The sequence below is a fragment of the Alcaligenes sp. AB3 genome, from assembly GCF_031844565.1.
Classification (GTDB): Bacteria; Pseudomonadota; Gammaproteobacteria; order Burkholderiales; family Burkholderiaceae_B; genus Alcaligenes; species Alcaligenes faecalis.
The window spans coordinates 1-16,526 of sequence record NZ_JAUZVM010000006.1; the positions used below are offsets into that span (position 1 = coordinate 1).

The following is a 16,526-nucleotide window of genomic DNA, read 5'->3' on the forward strand; positions in this document are numbered from 1 at the left end:
AGTCCGCCCCAACACCCTGTCCCGGGGCCCCGAGCGGCGTCCTATATAGAGCGGTTAGAACCACATCCACCCCCAAGCAGCCTCCAGAACAAAGGCAAGCGAAGCATTCCTTCTCACTAAACTCTCTATATAGTCATAAAGGCATAGCAGCCTCCCTGACTTGGCCCTACACTAGGCCGAAACAGATATTCCTTTAGCGAAACTAATTATGCATGAAGACATCCTGATTAACGTCACTCCTTTTGAAACCCGTGTTGCCCTGGTCGAGCAAGGTGCTGTCCAGGAAATTCATATCGAGCGCAGCATCCAACGTGGCTATGTGGGGAACGTCTATCTAGGAAAGGTGGCGCGGGTTCTACCCGGCATGCAAAGTGCCTTTATTGATATTGGCCTGGAGCGCGCGGCATTTATCCATGTAGCCGACTTGCGGCAGAACCGTACCGAGCGCAATCAAGGTAGCGCGACTACCCCCATTGAAAAACTCCTGTTCGAAGGCCAGTCTCTATTAGTACAAGTCATCAAGGATCCTTTGGGCACCAAAGGCGCTCGCGTCTCTACGCAGATCAGCATTGCTGGACGCATGCTGGTGTATTTGCCCTTTGATCCGCATATTGGTGTGTCGCAGCGAATTGGTTCGGATGCAGACCGGATCGAGCTACGCGAACGCGTCAGCCGCCTGATGCCCAAGGACGAAAAAGGCGGCTTTATCGTACGGACTCAGGCCGAATGCGCGACAGATGAAGAGATCAGTGCGGATCAGCAATATCTGCGCACTTTATGGACACGCATTCAGGAACGTATCCGCGAGCAAGGCGCCCCTTCCGTTCTCTATACGGACTTGAGCCTGGCACAACGTGTTTTGCGCGATATGGTCACGCCCAACACTCAATCCATCATTGTGGACTCACGCACTGTGGTTCAAGAGATGAAGGAGTGGGCCCAGATTTATACGCCCTCCGTGCTGGAGCGAATTAGTCACCACAAAGGCAGCCGCGCCTTGTTCGATACCGCTCATGTGGATGAAGAGATCAACCGCGCCTTGTCGCGCCGGGTCGATCTGAAGTCTGGCGGTTACTTGATTATCGATCAGACCGAAGCCCTGACTACGGTCGATGTGAATACGGGTGGTTTTGTCGGTGGCCGCAACTTTGACGACACCATCTTCAAGACCAACCTGGAAGCAGCGATTGCCCTGGCTCGCCAACTGCGTCTGCGCAACCTGGGTGGCATTATCATTCTGGACTTTATTGATATGGACGATCCCGCTCACCGGGAGTCTGTCTTGCAGGAGCTGCAAAAAGCACTGGCCAAGGATCGTACTCGCGTGACGATCAATGGCTTTAGCCAGTTAGGCCTGGTGGAGATGACACGCAAACGTACACGTGATTCCCTGGCGCACCAGTTGTGCGAGCCCTGCCCTACTTGCCAGTCGCGTGGTTCCGTGCGCACGGCCCGTACCGTCTGCTATGAAATTCTGCGCGAAGTCTTGCGCGAGGCCAAGCAATTCAACCCCAAGGAATTCCGCATCCTGGCAGCACAGGAAGTAGTGGATCTGTTTCTGGAAGAAGAAAGCCAGCATTTGGCCGTGGCGGGCGACTTTATTGGCAAGCCTATTTCCCTGGAAGTAGACCCGCACTACTCCCAGGAGCAATACGACATTATTTTGCTGTAAATGGTCTGTTTTGGGATTGGCGGGGTAGCCAATCCCCTTCATTCGCCATCGAACGGCAAGGTCTGCGCCCTGCAACCGGGCGTCACTTAATAGTGGCGTGGAGTCAACTGGCTAGTTCAATAGAGCCCATAGCGCAAAGTGCTTTAAGCATTACATGAGTGGCTTGCCCTAATACGCATCAAAAAATACTTCACCACACCCAGCTTAGCCCTCTCTTGCAGCCTGCTCGCGCAGGCATCTACAAGCTCAAGACTTAGCCAAGTAAACAGCATCAAGCGACTGAAAACTAAACTCCAAGCCTATTCCTTGATCTGATGGCGGATGACATGAAAGCCCTCTGACTCCTGGGGCGCTACAAAATAGCGGCTGAACAAATCAAACTGCGCTTCAGTCGTTTCAAAGGGATGATCACCGCTGGCATTACGAGCATGCAAGCGCGCTTTGCACAACTCATCGGCCACATCCAGATAATGCAATTCGTGAGCCACGCTCGCCTGTTCAATCAATTCCCGCGCCCAAGCTCGTGTTGCCAGAGTGTTGGATGGAAAATCCAGCACCACGGGCACTCCGGCCTGGAGCAGACCCACGATGTGCGGAGCCATGGCAGTACGCAGCAGCTCCGAACAACGAGCGTAATCCTCCAAAGAGGCAATTTGACCGGAATACAAACTTGCCAACCAAAAGTCTTCGCTGATCAGCACCGTTCTTGACTGCTCGGACAAGCGCTTGGCAAAGGTGGATTTGCCCGCCGCAATCTTGCCGCAAATCAGATAGAGCATTGCTGCTGTCGTGGCTGTCTGTTTGGTTTGGGACATAGCGGCAAAATCCAACATCATCTCTATTAACGAGAAAAGACTAAAAACAATAAACCCGCTTGAAAAAGCGGGTCAAGAGCAAGACAGAGCTGTCCTGCGAGTGGGGCGCCTCAGGTGGAGAAAGAACCGCCCTGCACCCAGCTTGAGCACTTACTGCGGTGCAACGGGGACAAAGTCGTCCTCGGGCAATTCTTCTTTCGGTGCATCATCCGGATTACACACGCCTGGCGCGCGAATCGAGGTGAAGATCTCCTTGATTTCCTTTTTCACATCCGCGCGGTAGCTATACACCTTGGCATCTACCCAGCCTTTTTGCATCAAGGTCAGATCAACCAGAATGCTTTTATCCCAACCCGCCCCCGGCTCCAGTTCATAACGCAAGGTGCCGTAGCTGGCCTGGCGTTCGTCCATCTTGAAGACGGCTGCTTTGCCACACTCTGCCTGGTGCTTGAACAAGGCACGCTGAATGCCCACAAAGTCTGCATTGATGCGTCGCTCTGTCTTGAAATAGCTGGAACGACGCAAATCCTGTTCTCGCAGTTCCGCACCCTGCTTGGCACATCCTGCCAACACAGCCAGCCCAGCCAGCGCAAGAATGATTTTCTTCATGATGTTCCTTATTGTGCAGCCCCAGGCTGCTTATTCGTTGAACTGAAACTGCATTTGGTAGAAACCGGCATACACGCCGTTACGGGCCAGCAATTCGTCGTGACGACCTTGCTCAATGATCCGCCCTTCGTCCAGCACCAGAATTTGATCTGCATTTTGTACGGTAGACAGACGATGTGCAATCACCAGGGTACTGCGGCCTTTCATCAAGGTTTCCAACGACATCTGAACCTGACGCTCGGACTCGTTATCCAGAGCCGAGGTGGCTTCATCCAGAATCAGGATAGGTGCATTTTTGATCAGGGCACGGGCAATTGCCAGGCGCTGACGTTGACCGCCGGACAGAGCGTTGGCGTTCTCGCCCACCATCGTATCCAGACCTTGTGGCAGACCTTCCACAAACTCGCGCAGATTGGCCGCTTCCAAGGCCTTCCAAATACGTTCCGGCGGAACATCGGCACCTGCGCCATAAGCGACGTTCTGGCCAATTGTCGCCTCAAACAGCACCACATCCTGGCTGACCAGGGAAATCTGGCTGCGCAGGCTGCGCAAGGTCAACTCTTCCGAGGGGATACCGTCCACACGGACTTCTCCGCCGGTAGGAATCAAGAAACGCGGCAGCATATTGGCCAGCGTGGTCTTGCCACTGCCGGACCTACCGACCAAGGCAATGGTCTGGCCAGGCTGCACCGCAAAGCTCACCTCGGACAGAGTATCGCGATGCGCGTTAGGAAAACGGTGAGAAACCGTGTCAAATTCAATATGACCGCGCACAGGCTGCTTGAATTCGCGAGTCCCGGTATCAGGCTCGGGCTCCTGATCGACCAGTTTGAACACGCTTTCTGCCGCTACCAACATGCGCTGCATGGTGCCCGTGATATTGGTCAGACGCTTGATGGGATCAAAAATCTGCCCCAAAGCCGCCATGAAAGCGGCAAAGCTACCAATAGTCAGCGTGCCGGTGTTGGCCTGGTAAAGGGCCACAAAAATCACCCCGGCCACGGCGATGGACACAAACAGCTGGGTAATGGGCGACAAGGCCGCATCCGCGGAAGCCGCGCGCATGGCAAAGCGACGCAAACGTGCGTTCACATACATGAAACGCGTATTTTCACGCTCGTAACCGTCAAACAGCTTGATGACACGTTGAGCATCAATGGCTTCGCTGACCACGCGGGTCAGCTCGGCATTCATGTTTACCGTATCGCGGTTAATGCGGCGCAGGCGGCGCGACACCAGCTTGGCTACAAAGACCGAGGCGGGCATGACCAGAAACACGATAACCGTCAGTTGCCAGGACATGTAGAGCAAGACGCCCAGCAAGGCAATCACCGTCAGGGTCTCGCGCACCACGACAGTGACCACCTCGGTGGCTACCCCGGTCATGGTGCCCGCATCAATGGTGAAACGGTTCAGCAAACGACCCGTATCCCCTTGCTTGAACTCCGAATCGGACAATCCCAGCAAGCGGGAGAACATGTCGCCACGTAAAGTCAGCAACATTTTGTTGGCGATCCAGGCAAACAAGTAGGAGCTGCCATAACTGGTGACGCCACGCACGAACATCAGCCCGATCACCGCCAGGGGTATGGACCACATATAGTCGGGATTGGCACCGGTAAAGCCGTCATCCAGCAATGGCTTCATGATCACTGCCAGCACCGGCTGCGTTGCCGAGGAAATGCTGACCAGGATCAGCGCCAGCACCGCTACCTTCCAATAAGGTAGCAAACGACTGTAAATGCGCTTCCAGAGATCGGATTTGACGGGATCGTGCCCAGCAGGCTTGATTTTGGTTTCTATGGCGTTGGACAACGAGGACACCCTATATACTATCTAATTGTGTTTATTCTAACGCTCATTGCCTGAATCGAGCGTCCCCGCTCTTGTTCGTCCTGCCTAGTTGTCCTGTTCATGTCTGATCCCTCTGCCCTTTACCTGCGATTGCCTAATTGGTTAGGCGATGTATGCATGAGCCTGCCGTGTTTACAGGCCCTGCTGGATACTGGTTTGCCCGTTGTGGTTTGCGCCCGTCCCTGGGCCCGCGAACTGCTGTCAGCCTACCCCTTGCAGGGTTTCATCCCCATGACCAGCCACTGGCACCAGGATGCCAAGGCCATACGCCGCTATCGTCGCCAGCATGGCCACCGCAATGCATACGGCCTGCTGCTGCCCGATTCGCTTAGCAGTGCGCTCAGCTTCAAACTGGCGGGCCTGCCCGCCTGCGGTTACCGGGACGATGGCCGTAGCCTTTTATTACGTTGGCCACTCAATAAGCCGCAAAAGCAGTTGCACGCGGTGCAATCCTGGTTCTATATTGTTCAGCAGGCTTTGGAGCTGTGGAAGTTGAAACCAGCTCCTGAACAAGCCCCAGCCACCCTGGATTTGACGCTTAGCCCCCTGCAACGGCAAGAAGGCGACAACAGTCTGCGCCAAGCCGCCCTGCGCCCCGGTGACTATATTCTGATCGCCCCTACCGCAACGGGACTGCACAAAGGCCGCGTCAAAGTCTGGCCGTATTTCGACCAACTGACCCGCCATCTGCAAGCCCAAGGCAAAACCGTCATTATGTGCCCTCCACCCAACGAGCATGAGGCTGCCCTGCGTAATGCGCCCAGCGCACGCTGCTTGCCGCCCCTGCCTCTGGGGGCGTTCGCACGGCTTTGCCAACAGGCGCAGTGGGTTATTTGCAATGATTCTGGCGTCTCCCATGTCGCAGCAGCCATAAAGGCTCAGCAGCTGACCTTATGTGGTGTTACCAACCCCGAAGACACTGGTCCCTGGTCGCCGCGGGCTATCTGCCTCGGCCGGGATGGCCAATGGCCTACACTCGATGAGGTGGTGCAAGTGCTGGAGTCAGAGCGGGAGCATTCATGAGTCTATCGAGCATTCTGACCAGCCTTGTCATTCCGCTGAATCTGTTTGCCGCCCTATTACTTTTGGCGGTACTGCTTTTTATCCTGCGTCTGCGCAAAACCGCAGCTGCCTTGGCTTTGGCGGGTTTGCTCTGGACCGGTGCCTGGTCCCTGCCCGCCACCAGCCTGTATGCCGGTGGGTATCTGGAAAAAATGTACCCCTACCAGCCCGCTGACCAGGTAACGCAAGCCGATGCCATTGTGGTGCTAGGTGGCCATACCGCCCAAAACCGCAGCAATTGGTTCCTGCCCCAGACCGCACAAAAGACATCGGCACGGGTAGAGCGCGCTGCTGATTTGTATAAAGCAGGTCGTGCTCCCTATATTGTCCTGTCGGGCGCCGCTCTGGATGGAGGGATCAGTGAGGCCAAGGTCATGGCCAATACCCTGAACAACCTGGATGTTCCCCCTTCGGCCACGCTGATGGAAAACGAGAGCCTGACCACCCAGCAAAATGGGGAATACACCGCGCAGCTGCTGAAAGAAAAGCAGGCTAACCAGGTCTTGTTGGTGACCTCTGCCCTGCACATGCCACGCGCCATGGCTATTTTCCGCAAGCAAGGGGTCAATGTGATTGCTGCAGGGGCGGCACCTCAGCTAACCGTTCCCAACAGTCCCGAATTTTCCATATGGAAACCCAATCTGATGGCGCTGCAGTCCAGCCGCTCCATCATCAAGGAATATGTAGGGATTCTGGTGTACTGGTCCCGAGGCTGGGCATGATTTGTCGTTCTGAATGCGGGGCATGCTGTATCGCCCCCTCTATTTCCAGCCCGATTCCCGGCATGCCCCACGGCAAACCCGCTGGTGTGCCCTGTATCCAGCTGGACGAACAACTGCGTTGTCGGATTTTCGGCCAGCCTGAACGCCCTGCCTGTTGCTCGGGCTTGCAAGCCTCGCAGGAAATGTGCGGGGAGAAACGGGAGGACGCCTTGATCTGGCTGACCAGGCTGGAAGCGCTGACCGCCCCGGCCATCAAGAACTAGATGTAAAAAAGAGGTGTTCTGAATTCAAATCAGAACACCTCTTTTATATGTCTTCAATAAGCAGACTGCTACAAGGCCCGCGCTTTCAAATAGGCTTGATACGTATCCAGCGAAAAGCGCTGCGCATCAAAACGCTGTTCTGCGCGATGCCGCGCCCGCTGGCCCACTGTATGCAAACAGTACTTCTGGCACAACATGTCACGCACATGGGCTTCAATGGCCAGCACATCCCCGCAAGGCACCACCCATCCCTCATGCAAGTGCTCAATGCTTTCCGGCAAACCGCCAGCATTGGAAATCAACACGGGCAAGCCCAAGGCCAGGGACTCATAACAAGCGTACGAGGCTGACTCTTTATAGGACAGCACAAAACCCACATCGCATGCGGCCAACACCGAGCGTACATCCTTGACCAATCCAGGAAAGAGCACTTGCTCGGCACAGCCCAGGGCCTGCACTTTTTCGCAGACGGCTGCTGTAGGCGGATCCCCGGCAACCACCACGCGGACGCGCTGTTTCAGCTCTGGCTCCAGACGGGCCAGCGCCTCCACCAGCAACAACCAGCCTTTTTCCAGATCCGTACCACCTACCGAGCCCAACACCAGACAGTCCGGCGCAAGCTCTGCAGCAAAAAGCTTCTGCCGTGCAATCTGCTTTTCCTGCAGGGAAACGGGTCGGTAATGCTCCAGATCCAGGCCGTGATAAATACGCTCGACACTACAGCGACGATAATCAGAATTGGCCAGTTGTCGAGCGACATAATCACTGACAGCAATACAAAGATCTGTCCCGAAGCGTGCCCGCAAACGGTTGCCCATACTGTGAAGGCGGTTGGTATTGTGTTTGGTCCAGATGATGACCGGAGGATTTGCCAAGGTCTTACAAGCGATCATGACGTGGCGATGATCGGTACTGCCATTGCAATGCACGATGTCGAAGGCTTCACGCTGCAAAAAGCGGCGCAGGCTCCAGATCTCTGACAAGGCCGTCCCGATACGGGCGGTATACAGCCCCGGCAATACTCTTACACCGGGTATTTGCGACGCTTCACGGTACAGTCGACCCGTTGCCGGTGCGGCCAGAGTGAACTCACACTGATGGGCCAAACCGCGCAACAAACCCAAAATATACGTGACATGGCCGCCGCCATTACCGTGGTGGATATCAGTGATCAGGACCTTCAAAACTCGCTCCGTCAGCGGCTGTGAATGACAGACAAATACTCAGATCGAGCACCTGCAGGCCACAAAGTGTATCCGCTATTGCGTAAGCTGAACAATGACTGAACAGCAGTTTTGACAATTTAATATCAGTAACAGAGAAAAGCTCGCGTCACCTGCCCTTAATCTTGGCGGCGAAGCAACACTTTTTGATACAGGTCCTGATAGCGAGTTGCGACTGCAGGCCAGCTGAACTGAACCAATAACTCACGCGAGTTCTCGATCAGATTCCTGGCCATGGCCGGATCCTTGCTGATTTTCTCAATCGCATGGGCCAGTTCCTGAGCATCTTCCGGATGGCTGAGCAGCAAGGCGTGATAGCCGCCCTGCACATATTGAGCAAAGCCACACCATGGAGCTGGACTTAGCACAACCGGCAAGCCATAGGACATGGCTTCCAGCGGTGCCATGCCAAAGCTGTCATTCAGGGTGGGATGCACGTAAATATCGGCAGCGCGATAAAAGGGTTCGACATTAGAGGTCTCGCCCTGCAGGATGACGCGATCCTGCATGTTCAGCGTCTGCAGCTGCTGACGCATCTGGTCACGCAGGCCAGGCTTTCCGCCCACTACCAACAGACGGTAATGAGAGGGCAATTTCGCCAGGGCTTCCAGTACCGTGCTCAAGCCTTTGCGCAGAGGATTTCGAGCCACCAGCAGGCAGACGACCTGCTCCTTGGTGAAACCCAAGGACTCACGCACTTTGGCACGCTCTTCCCCTTGCAAATCAGCTTGCGGCAAGGCCACGCCAGGAGCGATAACGGGATAATCGTGCACGCTGCCATAGGCTTGCTGCAATTGTTCGGCAATCAAGCCTGAAACAGCGACAACCGCATGAGGACCAGGCCGCAAACGGCGCTTTTCCAGACCCAGATAGCCCCAGACACGCGGGCTGAAGTAGGAACCCAGTTTTTTAAGCCAGGGCAAGGGTCGCACACGCCAATTGAAACGAACTGGGGTGACATGAACCACTTCCACATCCCCGCACCACCCGTTCATATGCGAATGCACAATATCAAAACCTTGGGCCGTGGCCTTGGCCGCCTTGCGGGCGAACAGAATGCCGCGTATCCAGCCAGGCCAGTGCGACCAATGACGGATAGGCACGTAGGCCAGCTTCAAGTCGCAGCGGCTGTCATATTCACGCGCAAACACGGTGATTTCGTGCTTTTCGGCCAGCTCGCGCATCAGCTCCACCCCGTAGGCCTCGGCACCGCCAAAGCGGTTGCCGAAACGATCAACCACAAAGGCAATGCGCAGACGCTCGGGAATCGCAGCGGGCGTGTCATGGGTATGGTCTGAACTCATGAGCGTGAAACCGTACGGCGTTTGTCTTCCAGGCGTGTCACGCACTTTTGCACAAAGCGCAAAATATTGGTGGAGCGCGAAACCGTGACGCGGGGCAGGTCAAACAAATCATCGTCCGAGCGCGCCAGACCACGATTGGTGGTGGTAGCGTTCAGATAACCTGCCTGACGCACTTGCTCGCGGATAGCCCGATTCTGGTCGCCGTAGGGATAACAAAAGGCACTGACTTCCACTTGCAGCGCTTCTTGCAGCTCTGCTTTGGATTGTGAAATCTGGTAATGGGCGATCTCCGAGGACACATCAGTCAGATGCACATGGTCCAGGGTATGCGAGCCCGCTTCATGGCCGGCATTCACCCAGGCGCGCAGCTCGGGCAAGGACATCAGACCGGAATGCGGTACGCCTTTGGGTTGATCCCAGAAGTTGGAGCCATCCAGATGCCGCGCAACAATGTAATTAGTGGCGGTAAAGCCCAGCTCGTCCAGCACCGGCATGGCATTTTGAAACACGTTACGGTAGCCGTCATCAAAGCTGATTCCCACGACCTTGCCCTGCTTTTCACCGCGCAGATACGGCATCAATTGCGCCATGGACAAACCTTGATAGCCCAAGCGCTTCAGCCACGTCATCTGGCGCCGAAAGTCAGTAGGATGCACGGTCAAGCCACGATACGGCGAACCTTTGGGAGCGGGCACCCCGACCTGGTGGTACATAAGAATCGGAATCATAGGCGGCATTATAAGGGGCTAAACAGACTTCTGACGGGTGTAATACCACAGCTTACTATATCGAAACAGGCTGCCAGAAGCGGCCATGCACGCCAGAATGAAGCCTTGCGGGCCATCCAGAAAACCGCGTCGAACAATATAGTGACGCACAAAGGTCCAGCTGGCATGTCCGGCAATACCTGGCAGGCTGGTGGTTTTGCCCTTGGCCTGCATTTGACGCGCTGCATCCGACGAGTAACGGTTGATCTTGTCGATAAAGATCTCGAGGCTGGCGTAGGGATAATGCAGAAAATGCCCGTCCAGAATCAGGACGGGATGGTCGGTCTGTACGCTTTCATGGACCTTGGCATCGTTAAAACGGGCGGTGCCACGCTTGAACAGACGCAGAACCCGGTCTGGCCACCAACCACTATGGCGCATCCAGCGGCCAGCAAATTCGGACAGACGGGCAATCCGGTAAGCCGTGCCACGCGGTTGGGCCATTTCTTGCTGAATCAGCCGTGCCAGCTCCGGGGTGACGCGCTCATCCGCATCAATGGACAGCACCCACTCGCCCGTGGCCTGATCCAGCGCCCGATTTTTCTGTGGGCCAAAGCCGGGCCAATCCGGGGTGACCGTGACTTTCGCGCCCATGGAGCGGGCAATTTCCACGGTCTGGTCGGTACTGCCCGAATCCACCACAATGATCTCGTCCGCAAAGGCGACCGACTCCAAGCAGGCACGAATATGCGCCTGCTCGTTTTTGGTAATCAGGATAACGGACAGGCGCGTGCCGGAGCCGGTCACAGCGCGCTGCTCTACTTCTGTCGTTGACGACGACGCCATGCTTTCCACCTGTTGAAAATCGGACCAATCACGGGGTGTACTGCGACATTCAGCCTGCGCCCGACCGATACACCCGTCGTATCACGCACGGCGAAGCGATAAATATGCAAAGGATCGCTGCCAGGCTGGTTGGAGCCAAAGGCACGCGTCGTGTACAAATAGCGAAAACCTGCCTGCTGGGCGACCTGCACGTAATCTGGATCAAAATAACCTTGAGGCCAGCAAAGCTGATCGGAGACCGTGCCCATATTGGCCTTCAAGGTCTTGCGGGACTGTTCCAGCTCCCAACGCATCTTGTCATTTTTCTGATCGCGCTGCTCGCTCAAGTCCCAGCGAGTATGCGTATGGGTATGGCTGTGGAACTCGAACACGCCATCAGCCTGCATGGCGTGGATTTCACTCCAGCGCAAAATCACCTCGTCACTGCGTCCTTGCTCGATGCGCGCTTCACACTCGCCGTGCACCGGACACTCGGGCACCTCCTGACCTTGCCCCAGATAAGGGCGTACCGGGCCGTCCTTGATCCAGCTTGTCACCAGGAAAATCACGGCATTGAAGCCATATTTTTTCAGCAAGGGATAGGCGTAGACCCAGTTATCCAGATAACCATCGTCAAAGGTGATCAGCACCGATTTGGGTGGCACGCCCTGCCCTTGCAAATGGCCGACAAACTGTTCGGTTGTCAGACTGGTCCAGCCATGCTTTTTCAACCATTGCAAATGCTGCTCGAAATGCTGGGGACTGGCATTGATCATGCCCCCTTGGGGGGTGACATGGTGATACATCATGACGGGCACAGTGCTTGCCACTTTCATCCCTGAAGCTCCTTTAACCAGCGGTAGTACGCACTCTCCAGGCGGTCGCCCATGGCGACGGGGGTAAAGCGCTCGTCGCTACGACAAAACAGGCGACCAGCGGCCCCCATGTCTTGGCGTCGCTGTGGATTCTGAATCAATTGCTCTATAGCAGTACACCAGGCCTGCTTGTCGTGTAAATCCGCCAGCAAGCCACTTTGGCCTTCCTGCATCATTTCCGGCACACCACCGACACGGCTGCCCACCACGGGAACCCCGGCGCAACCCGCTTCCACAAATGCTGTGCCCGAAGCTTCCATATGAGTCGCCAGGGCAAATACATCCAGATTGGGCAGAATTGAAGGTACATCGGAGCGGGAACCCAGCAAATGAATGCGTTCCAGCAAGCCCAGCTCAGCGATCAGGGCCTGCAATTGCTCATAGCCCGGCGAGCCGCCCCCCACCAGCACCAAATGCACTTGAGGATAGCGATCAAACAAGGGCTGCATGGCGGCGATCAGTTCATGATGGCCTTTTTCGCGCCGCAGTACGGCAACGCAGCCTACCAGCACGGTATCCGGTGCCAAGCCCAACTCGGCACGCAAATCCAGGGCGGGTGCCGAATCAATCACGCTGGGATCAACACAGGGGTAGACCACCTGGACGTGCTCGGGTTTCACACCGCGCTCGATCAAGTGATCGCGCACATAGTCGCTGGGCGTGATTACCCGCTTGGGCACGATGGTGTAAGACATCAAGGAACCCACTTTCTTGGCCAGATGGCGCGTGCGCACAATCAGGGGAGTCCCCGCCAACCGCCCGGCCACACCCGCCAGCATGGTATCGCGACGACTATGGCTGTTCAGCACATCAAACTGGCCTTGACGCAGCACCCGGCGCAATTGGCTCACACCGCGCACGTAATTGGCCGGGCCATCCATCAACAAGGTATGAACAACGAAGCCCTCGTCGCTCAAGCGCTCGGTCAGCTGTGCATGGGGTTGGCAGGCGGCCTCCACCTGATGCCCCCGCTCGCGCAAGATGCGCATGGCGCGCAGGATGTAGTTTTCCTGGCCGCCAAAGCTGGTGGCAGCTTCCGAGTGCAGAATGCGCAAGGGCCTCATCGGTAGCTGATCTCCACCTCGTGCGTGGCATCCCAGTCTTCCAGCTGCTCCAGCAAGGAGTCGGCCAGACGAACACGCCATTGCGGGCCCAACTGCACCACACACTCGTAATCGGGACGCTGCAACTGCACTTCAACCGGCACCCCGCCCTGCTGCTCGGCACGATGGGGCGCCAACAAGGTTTGCAGACGCTGTGCGTCGGCATTATTGTTCAGGCCAATACTCAGGCAACTGGCACGGGCTTCACGGGCCAGCTGCAAGTCGAAAATAGCGTCGGCATTGATACGCAGGCCGCCGGTGTAATCGTCGTTGCTGACCTTGCCCTGGATGATGATCAACTGATCTTCTTTCAGACGCTGGCGGTGCTCTTCAAACAACTCATTGAAGATCGCCACCTCCAGCTGCGCCGAGCCGTCATCCAGCATGGCGTACAGCATCTTGCCACGACGTGTCATGCGTACACGCACGGCTGACAGCACGCCGGCGAACCATTGCGGGCTGCGCGAGGCTTCCAGACGTGCCAACGGTGTTGGTGCGAAACGGCGGACTTCATCGCGCCAGGCGTCAAACAAGTGGCCGCTGAAGTAAAAGCCCAGCGCCGTCTTTTCCTGACGCAAGCGATCCTGCAGGCTCCAGGGGGCAACTTTCGCAACTTCGCCCTCCACAATATCGTTGGAGTCATCAGCAAACAGCGAGGACTGGTTCGCGCTACGTTCGGCCTGTTCGGCAGCTTCCGTAGCCGCCCCGATACTGGCCAGCAAGGCGGCGCGGTTTTCATCAATCGAGTCAAAAGCACCGGCACGCACCAAGGCTTCAATAGTGCGTTTGTTGACTTGATGGCGGTCCACGCGACGGCAGAAGTCAAACAGGCTGGTAAAAGGACCACCTTGCTTGCGAGCGTCCACAATAGCTTCAACGGCGGCCTGACCAGTGCCTTTCACGGCGCCCAGGCCGTAACGCATGGTGCGCGGCGGCAAGCCTTTTTCGGTATAGCTGTCCTTGACCGGCTCAAAGCGGTAGTTGGACGCATTGATATCCGGTGGCAAGACTTCTACACCGTTGGCCAGCGCGTCTTTCCAGAAAATCTGTACCTTGTCGGTATCGTCCATATCGGACAGCAAGGTCGCAGCCAGGAACTCGGCCGGATGGTGAGCCTTCAACCAGGCGGTGTGATAGGCAATCAGCGCGTAAGCAGCGGAGTGACTCTTGTTAAAGCCATAGCCCGCAAACTTTTCCATCAGGTCAAACAGCTTGACCGCCAATTCTGGGTCATGGCCTTTCTTGACCGCCCCTTCCTCGAACAGGACCCGGTGCTTGGCCATTTCCTCGGGCTTTTTCTTGCCCATGGCACGACGCAGCAAGTCGGCACCACCCAGCGAGTAGCCACCGATAATCTGCGAGATCAGCATCACCTGTTCCTGGTAGACAATCACCCCGTAGGTACTGCTCAGGGTGCTCTCCAGATCCGGGTGGAAATAATCCACTTCAGCCCGACCGTGTTTCCGGTTCACGAAGTCCACCACCATGCCCGACTCCAACGGCCCCGGACGATACAGGGCCAGCATGGCGATAATGTCTTCAAAGGTGGAGGGGCGCAGACTGCGCAACAGCTCTTTCATGCCGCGCGATTCCAGCTGGAACACTGCTGTCGTATTCCCTTCGCACAGCAGCTTGTAGGAGGCGTCGTCATCCAATGGCAAGGCCATGATGTCGAACTCGCGCTTGTCTGCATTGAACTGGCGCACGTAGCGCACCGCCCAGTCCAGAATCGTCAGGTTACGCAGGCCCAGAAAGTCGAACTTGACCAGGCCAGCGGCTTCCACGTCGTCCTTGTCGTACTGAGACACGGCGTTGGCATCGGGGCCGGACTGCGCATACAGCGGGCAGAAATCAATCAATTTGCCGGGCGCAATCAGCACGCCCCCGGCGTGCATGCCCACGCTACGGGTCAGGCCTTCCAGGGGGCGGGCCAAGTCGATCAGAGCTTTGACTTCCTCGTCGTTCTCGTAACGCTCGCGAAAGGCGGGCTCGTCGGCCAGCGCGCGCTCCAGCGTCCAGGGATCGGCGGGGTTGAAAGGAATCAGTTTGGACAAGCCATCGCACAGGCTGTAGGGCAGCTCCAGCACGCGGCCTACGTCGCGCACCACCGCTTTCGCACCCAAGGTACCGAATGTGGCGATCTGGCTGACGGCCTGACGACCATATTTCTGTTTAACGTAATCAATAACGCGTTCGCGGTTGTCCTGGCAAAAGTCCACGTCAAAGTCAGGCATGGAAACCCGCTCGGGGTTCAGGAAACGTTCGAACAGCAAGTCATAGCGTAAGGGGTCCAGGTCGGTAATCCCCATGCTGTAGGCCACCAGGGAGCCCGCACCCGAGCCTCGGCCTGGTCCTACGGGCACGCCATTGTGCTTGCCCCAGTTAATGAAGTCCGCCACGATCAGGAAGTAGCCAGGGAACCCCATGGAGATGATGGTGTTGCACTCCCACATCAAGCGCTCTTCGTAGGTCGGGCGTTGCTTCTCGCGCTCCTCGGGGTCGGCATACAACTGCTTCAAGCGGGTTTCCAGACCTTCTTTGGCCTGCTGAATCAGAAAGTCACCCAGTGACATACCTTCGGGTGTGGGGAAGTCGGGCAGATACGGTTTGCCCAGTTCCAGCTCCAGGTTGCAACGCTTGGCAATTTCCAGCGTGTTTTCCAGCGCAACAGGAACGTCCGCAAAACGCTGCTGCATCTCATCCGTGCTGAGAAAGTATTGCTCTTGCGTAAAACGCTTCACGCGCTTGGGATTGGCCAACTGCTCGCCTTCGGCAATACACACCCGCACCTCGTGCGCGCGGAAATCGTCCGGTGCAATAAATTGAATCGGGTGCGTCGCCACCACGGGCAGGTCCAGCTCCGCGGCCAAGCGCATGGCAGCTTGTACATACAGTTCGTCGCCGTCCGCACCGCTGCGTTGCAACTCAATATAGAAAGCACCCGGGAACAGACTGTCCCAGTGGCGGGCGCAATCACGGGCCAATTCCAGATTGCCATCGGCCAGGGCCTGGCCCACATCGCCCATACGTCCACCGGACAGGGCAATCAGGCCACTGCACTCTTTCAGCCAGGCGCGCTGCACTTCTGCTCGCCCCTTGTACTGGTTGCCCAGCCAGGCACGGGTCAGAATGTCACACAGGCTCAGGTAACCAGCCTCGTTTTGCACCAGCAATAACAAGCGCGACGGTTTTTCGCGGTCTTCCTCGTTCTGCAGCCAGATATCACAACCCATGATGGCTTTCAGCCCGGCTTTACGCGCCGAGGTATAGAACTTGATCTGCCCAAACAAGTTGCACAAATCCGTCAAAGCCAGCGCAGGCTGCCCATAGGCCTGCGCTTTTTTGATCATTTCGGGAATACGGGCGATGCCGTCCACCACGGAGAACTCCGAGTGGGATCGCAAATGGACAAAGGAAGGGGTGGTTTCGCTCATGATGGAATTGTACTGAAGCCAATAGACATTGGTGACCCTGAAGCGATGCTCAGGGTGA

The 16,526-nt window shown here is 56.5% G+C and carries 14 protein-coding genes; 4 read left to right on the top strand and 10 right to left on the bottom strand.

The features are described from left to right. The first annotated feature begins 208 nt into the window (after positions 1 to 208). Positions 209 to 1,672 (top strand): ribonuclease G, encoded by a 1,464-nt coding sequence (gene rng / locus Q9R35_RS13080; RefSeq protein WP_042484397.1) that lies wholly within the window; start codon positions 209 to 211, stop codon positions 1,670 to 1,672. 299 nt (positions 1,673 to 1,971) lie between these two features. On the opposite strand, the gene Q9R35_RS13085 is transcribed toward rng, so the two are convergent. From Q9R35_RS13085 to msbA, 3 genes are all read right to left on the bottom strand, one after another. Next, the gene (locus Q9R35_RS13085) at positions 1,972 to 2,487 is read right to left on the bottom strand and encodes an ATP-binding protein (RefSeq protein WP_198501048.1); all 516 of its coding nucleotides are present in this window, start codon (positions 2,485 to 2,487) and stop codon (positions 1,972 to 1,974) included. Positions 2,488 to 2,637: 150 nt separating this feature from the next. Beyond that, complete coding sequence (locus Q9R35_RS13090) at positions 2,638 to 3,096, bottom strand: hypothetical protein (RefSeq protein WP_042484395.1); 459 nt, start codon at positions 3,094 to 3,096, stop codon at positions 2,638 to 2,640. Positions 3,097 to 3,126: 30 nt separating this feature from the next. Then, on the bottom strand, positions 3,127 to 4,920 hold the full coding sequence (msbA, locus tag Q9R35_RS13095) for a lipid A export permease/ATP-binding protein MsbA (protein WP_404977952.1): 1,794 nt from the start codon (positions 4,918 to 4,920) through the stop codon (positions 3,127 to 3,129). A gap of 147 nt (positions 4,921 to 5,067) precedes the next feature. On the opposite strand from msbA, the gene Q9R35_RS13100 reads away from it, so the two are divergent. From Q9R35_RS13100 to Q9R35_RS13110, 3 genes are read left to right on the top strand one after another with little or no spacing between them, the layout of a single operon-like run. Next, a complete protein-coding gene (locus Q9R35_RS13100; RefSeq protein WP_042484393.1) occupies positions 5,068 to 5,973 on the top strand; it encodes a glycosyltransferase family 9 protein in 906 nt (301 codons plus the stop codon). After that, a complete protein-coding gene (locus Q9R35_RS13105) occupies positions 5,970 to 6,734 on the top strand; it encodes a YdcF family protein (protein WP_042484390.1) in 765 nt (254 codons plus the stop codon). Before Q9R35_RS13100 ends, Q9R35_RS13105 begins: the two co-directional genes overlap by 4 nt. Further along, positions 6,731 to 6,997, top strand: a complete 267-nt coding sequence (locus Q9R35_RS13110; protein ID WP_042484388.1) for a YkgJ family cysteine cluster protein — start codon at positions 6,731 to 6,733, stop codon at positions 6,995 to 6,997. Before Q9R35_RS13105 ends, Q9R35_RS13110 begins: the two co-directional genes overlap by 4 nt. Before the next feature lie 68 nt (positions 6,998 to 7,065). Here the strand turns inward: Q9R35_RS13110 and Q9R35_RS13115 are convergent, their stop codons facing one another. The 7 genes from Q9R35_RS13115 to dnaE all read right to left on the bottom strand — a co-directional run bounded on the left by Q9R35_RS13115 (position 7,066) and on the right by dnaE (position 16,468). Continuing rightward, entirely contained in the window at positions 7,066 to 8,181 is a 1,116-nt protein-coding gene (locus Q9R35_RS13115) for a glycosyltransferase family 4 protein (protein WP_042484385.1), read from the bottom strand. Positions 8,182 to 8,339: 158 nt separating this feature from the next. Continuing rightward, the gene (locus Q9R35_RS13120; RefSeq protein ID WP_042484380.1) at positions 8,340 to 9,524 is read right to left on the bottom strand and encodes a glycosyltransferase family 4 protein; all 1,185 of its coding nucleotides are present in this window, start codon (positions 9,522 to 9,524) and stop codon (positions 8,340 to 8,342) included. Further along, complete coding sequence (locus Q9R35_RS13125; RefSeq protein ID WP_042484378.1) at positions 9,521 to 10,237, bottom strand: polysaccharide deacetylase family protein; 717 nt, start codon at positions 10,235 to 10,237, stop codon at positions 9,521 to 9,523. The genes Q9R35_RS13120 and Q9R35_RS13125 overlap by 4 nt, the downstream gene beginning before the upstream one ends. A 33-nt stretch (positions 10,238 to 10,270) precedes the next feature. Further along, on the bottom strand, positions 10,271 to 11,077 hold the full coding sequence (locus tag Q9R35_RS13130; protein ID WP_042484375.1) for a glycosyltransferase family 2 protein: 807 nt from the start codon (positions 11,075 to 11,077) through the stop codon (positions 10,271 to 10,273). Continuing rightward, positions 11,050 to 11,892, bottom strand: coding sequence for a polysaccharide deacetylase family protein (locus Q9R35_RS13135; protein WP_042484371.1), 843 nt, complete (start codon positions 11,890 to 11,892; stop codon positions 11,050 to 11,052). Before Q9R35_RS13135 ends, Q9R35_RS13130 begins: the two co-directional genes overlap by 28 nt. Continuing rightward, a complete protein-coding gene (locus tag Q9R35_RS13140) occupies positions 11,889 to 12,995 on the bottom strand; it encodes a glycosyltransferase family 4 protein (RefSeq protein WP_311219966.1) in 1,107 nt (368 codons plus the stop codon). The genes Q9R35_RS13135 and Q9R35_RS13140 overlap by 4 nt, the downstream gene beginning before the upstream one ends. After that, complete coding sequence (gene dnaE, locus Q9R35_RS13145; protein ID WP_197313373.1) at positions 12,992 to 16,468, bottom strand: DNA polymerase III subunit alpha; 3,477 nt, start codon at positions 16,466 to 16,468, stop codon at positions 12,992 to 12,994. Before dnaE ends, Q9R35_RS13140 begins: the two co-directional genes overlap by 4 nt. Positions 16,469 to 16,526: the final 58 nt, after the last annotated feature.

Coding starts and splice junctions, on each gene's coding strand:
- rng (WP_042484397.1), top strand. CDS start 209: ATGCATGAAGACATCCTGATTAACGTCACTCCTTTTGAAACCCGTGTT.
- Q9R35_RS13085 (WP_198501048.1), bottom strand. CDS start 2,487: ATGTCCCAAACCAAACAGACAGCCACGACAGCAGCAATGCTCTATCTG.
- Q9R35_RS13090 (WP_042484395.1), bottom strand. CDS start 3,096: ATGAAGAAAATCATTCTTGCGCTGGCTGGGCTGGCTGTGTTGGCAGGA.
- Q9R35_RS13100 (WP_042484393.1), top strand. CDS start 5,068: ATGAGCCTGCCGTGTTTACAGGCCCTGCTGGATACTGGTTTGCCCGTT.
- Q9R35_RS13105 (WP_042484390.1), top strand. CDS start 5,970: ATGAGTCTATCGAGCATTCTGACCAGCCTTGTCATTCCGCTGAATCTG.
- Q9R35_RS13110 (WP_042484388.1), top strand. CDS start 6,731: ATGATTTGTCGTTCTGAATGCGGGGCATGCTGTATCGCCCCCTCTATT.
- Q9R35_RS13120 (WP_042484380.1), bottom strand. CDS start 9,524: ATGAGTTCAGACCATACCCATGACACGCCCGCTGCGATTCCCGAGCGT.
- Q9R35_RS13125 (WP_042484378.1), bottom strand. CDS start 10,237: ATGTACCACCAGGTCGGGGTGCCCGCTCCCAAAGGTTCGCCGTATCGT.
- Q9R35_RS13130 (WP_042484375.1), bottom strand. CDS start 11,077: ATGGCGTCGTCGTCAACGACAGAAGTAGAGCAGCGCGCTGTGACCGGC.
- Q9R35_RS13135 (WP_042484371.1), bottom strand. CDS start 11,892: ATGAAAGTGGCAAGCACTGTGCCCGTCATGATGTATCACCATGTCACC.
- Q9R35_RS13140 (WP_311219966.1), bottom strand. CDS start 12,995: ATGAGGCCCTTGCGCATTCTGCACTCGGAAGCTGCCACCAGCTTTGGC.
- dnaE (WP_197313373.1), bottom strand. CDS start 16,468: ATGAGCGAAACCACCCCTTCCTTTGTCCATTTGCGATCCCACTCGGAG.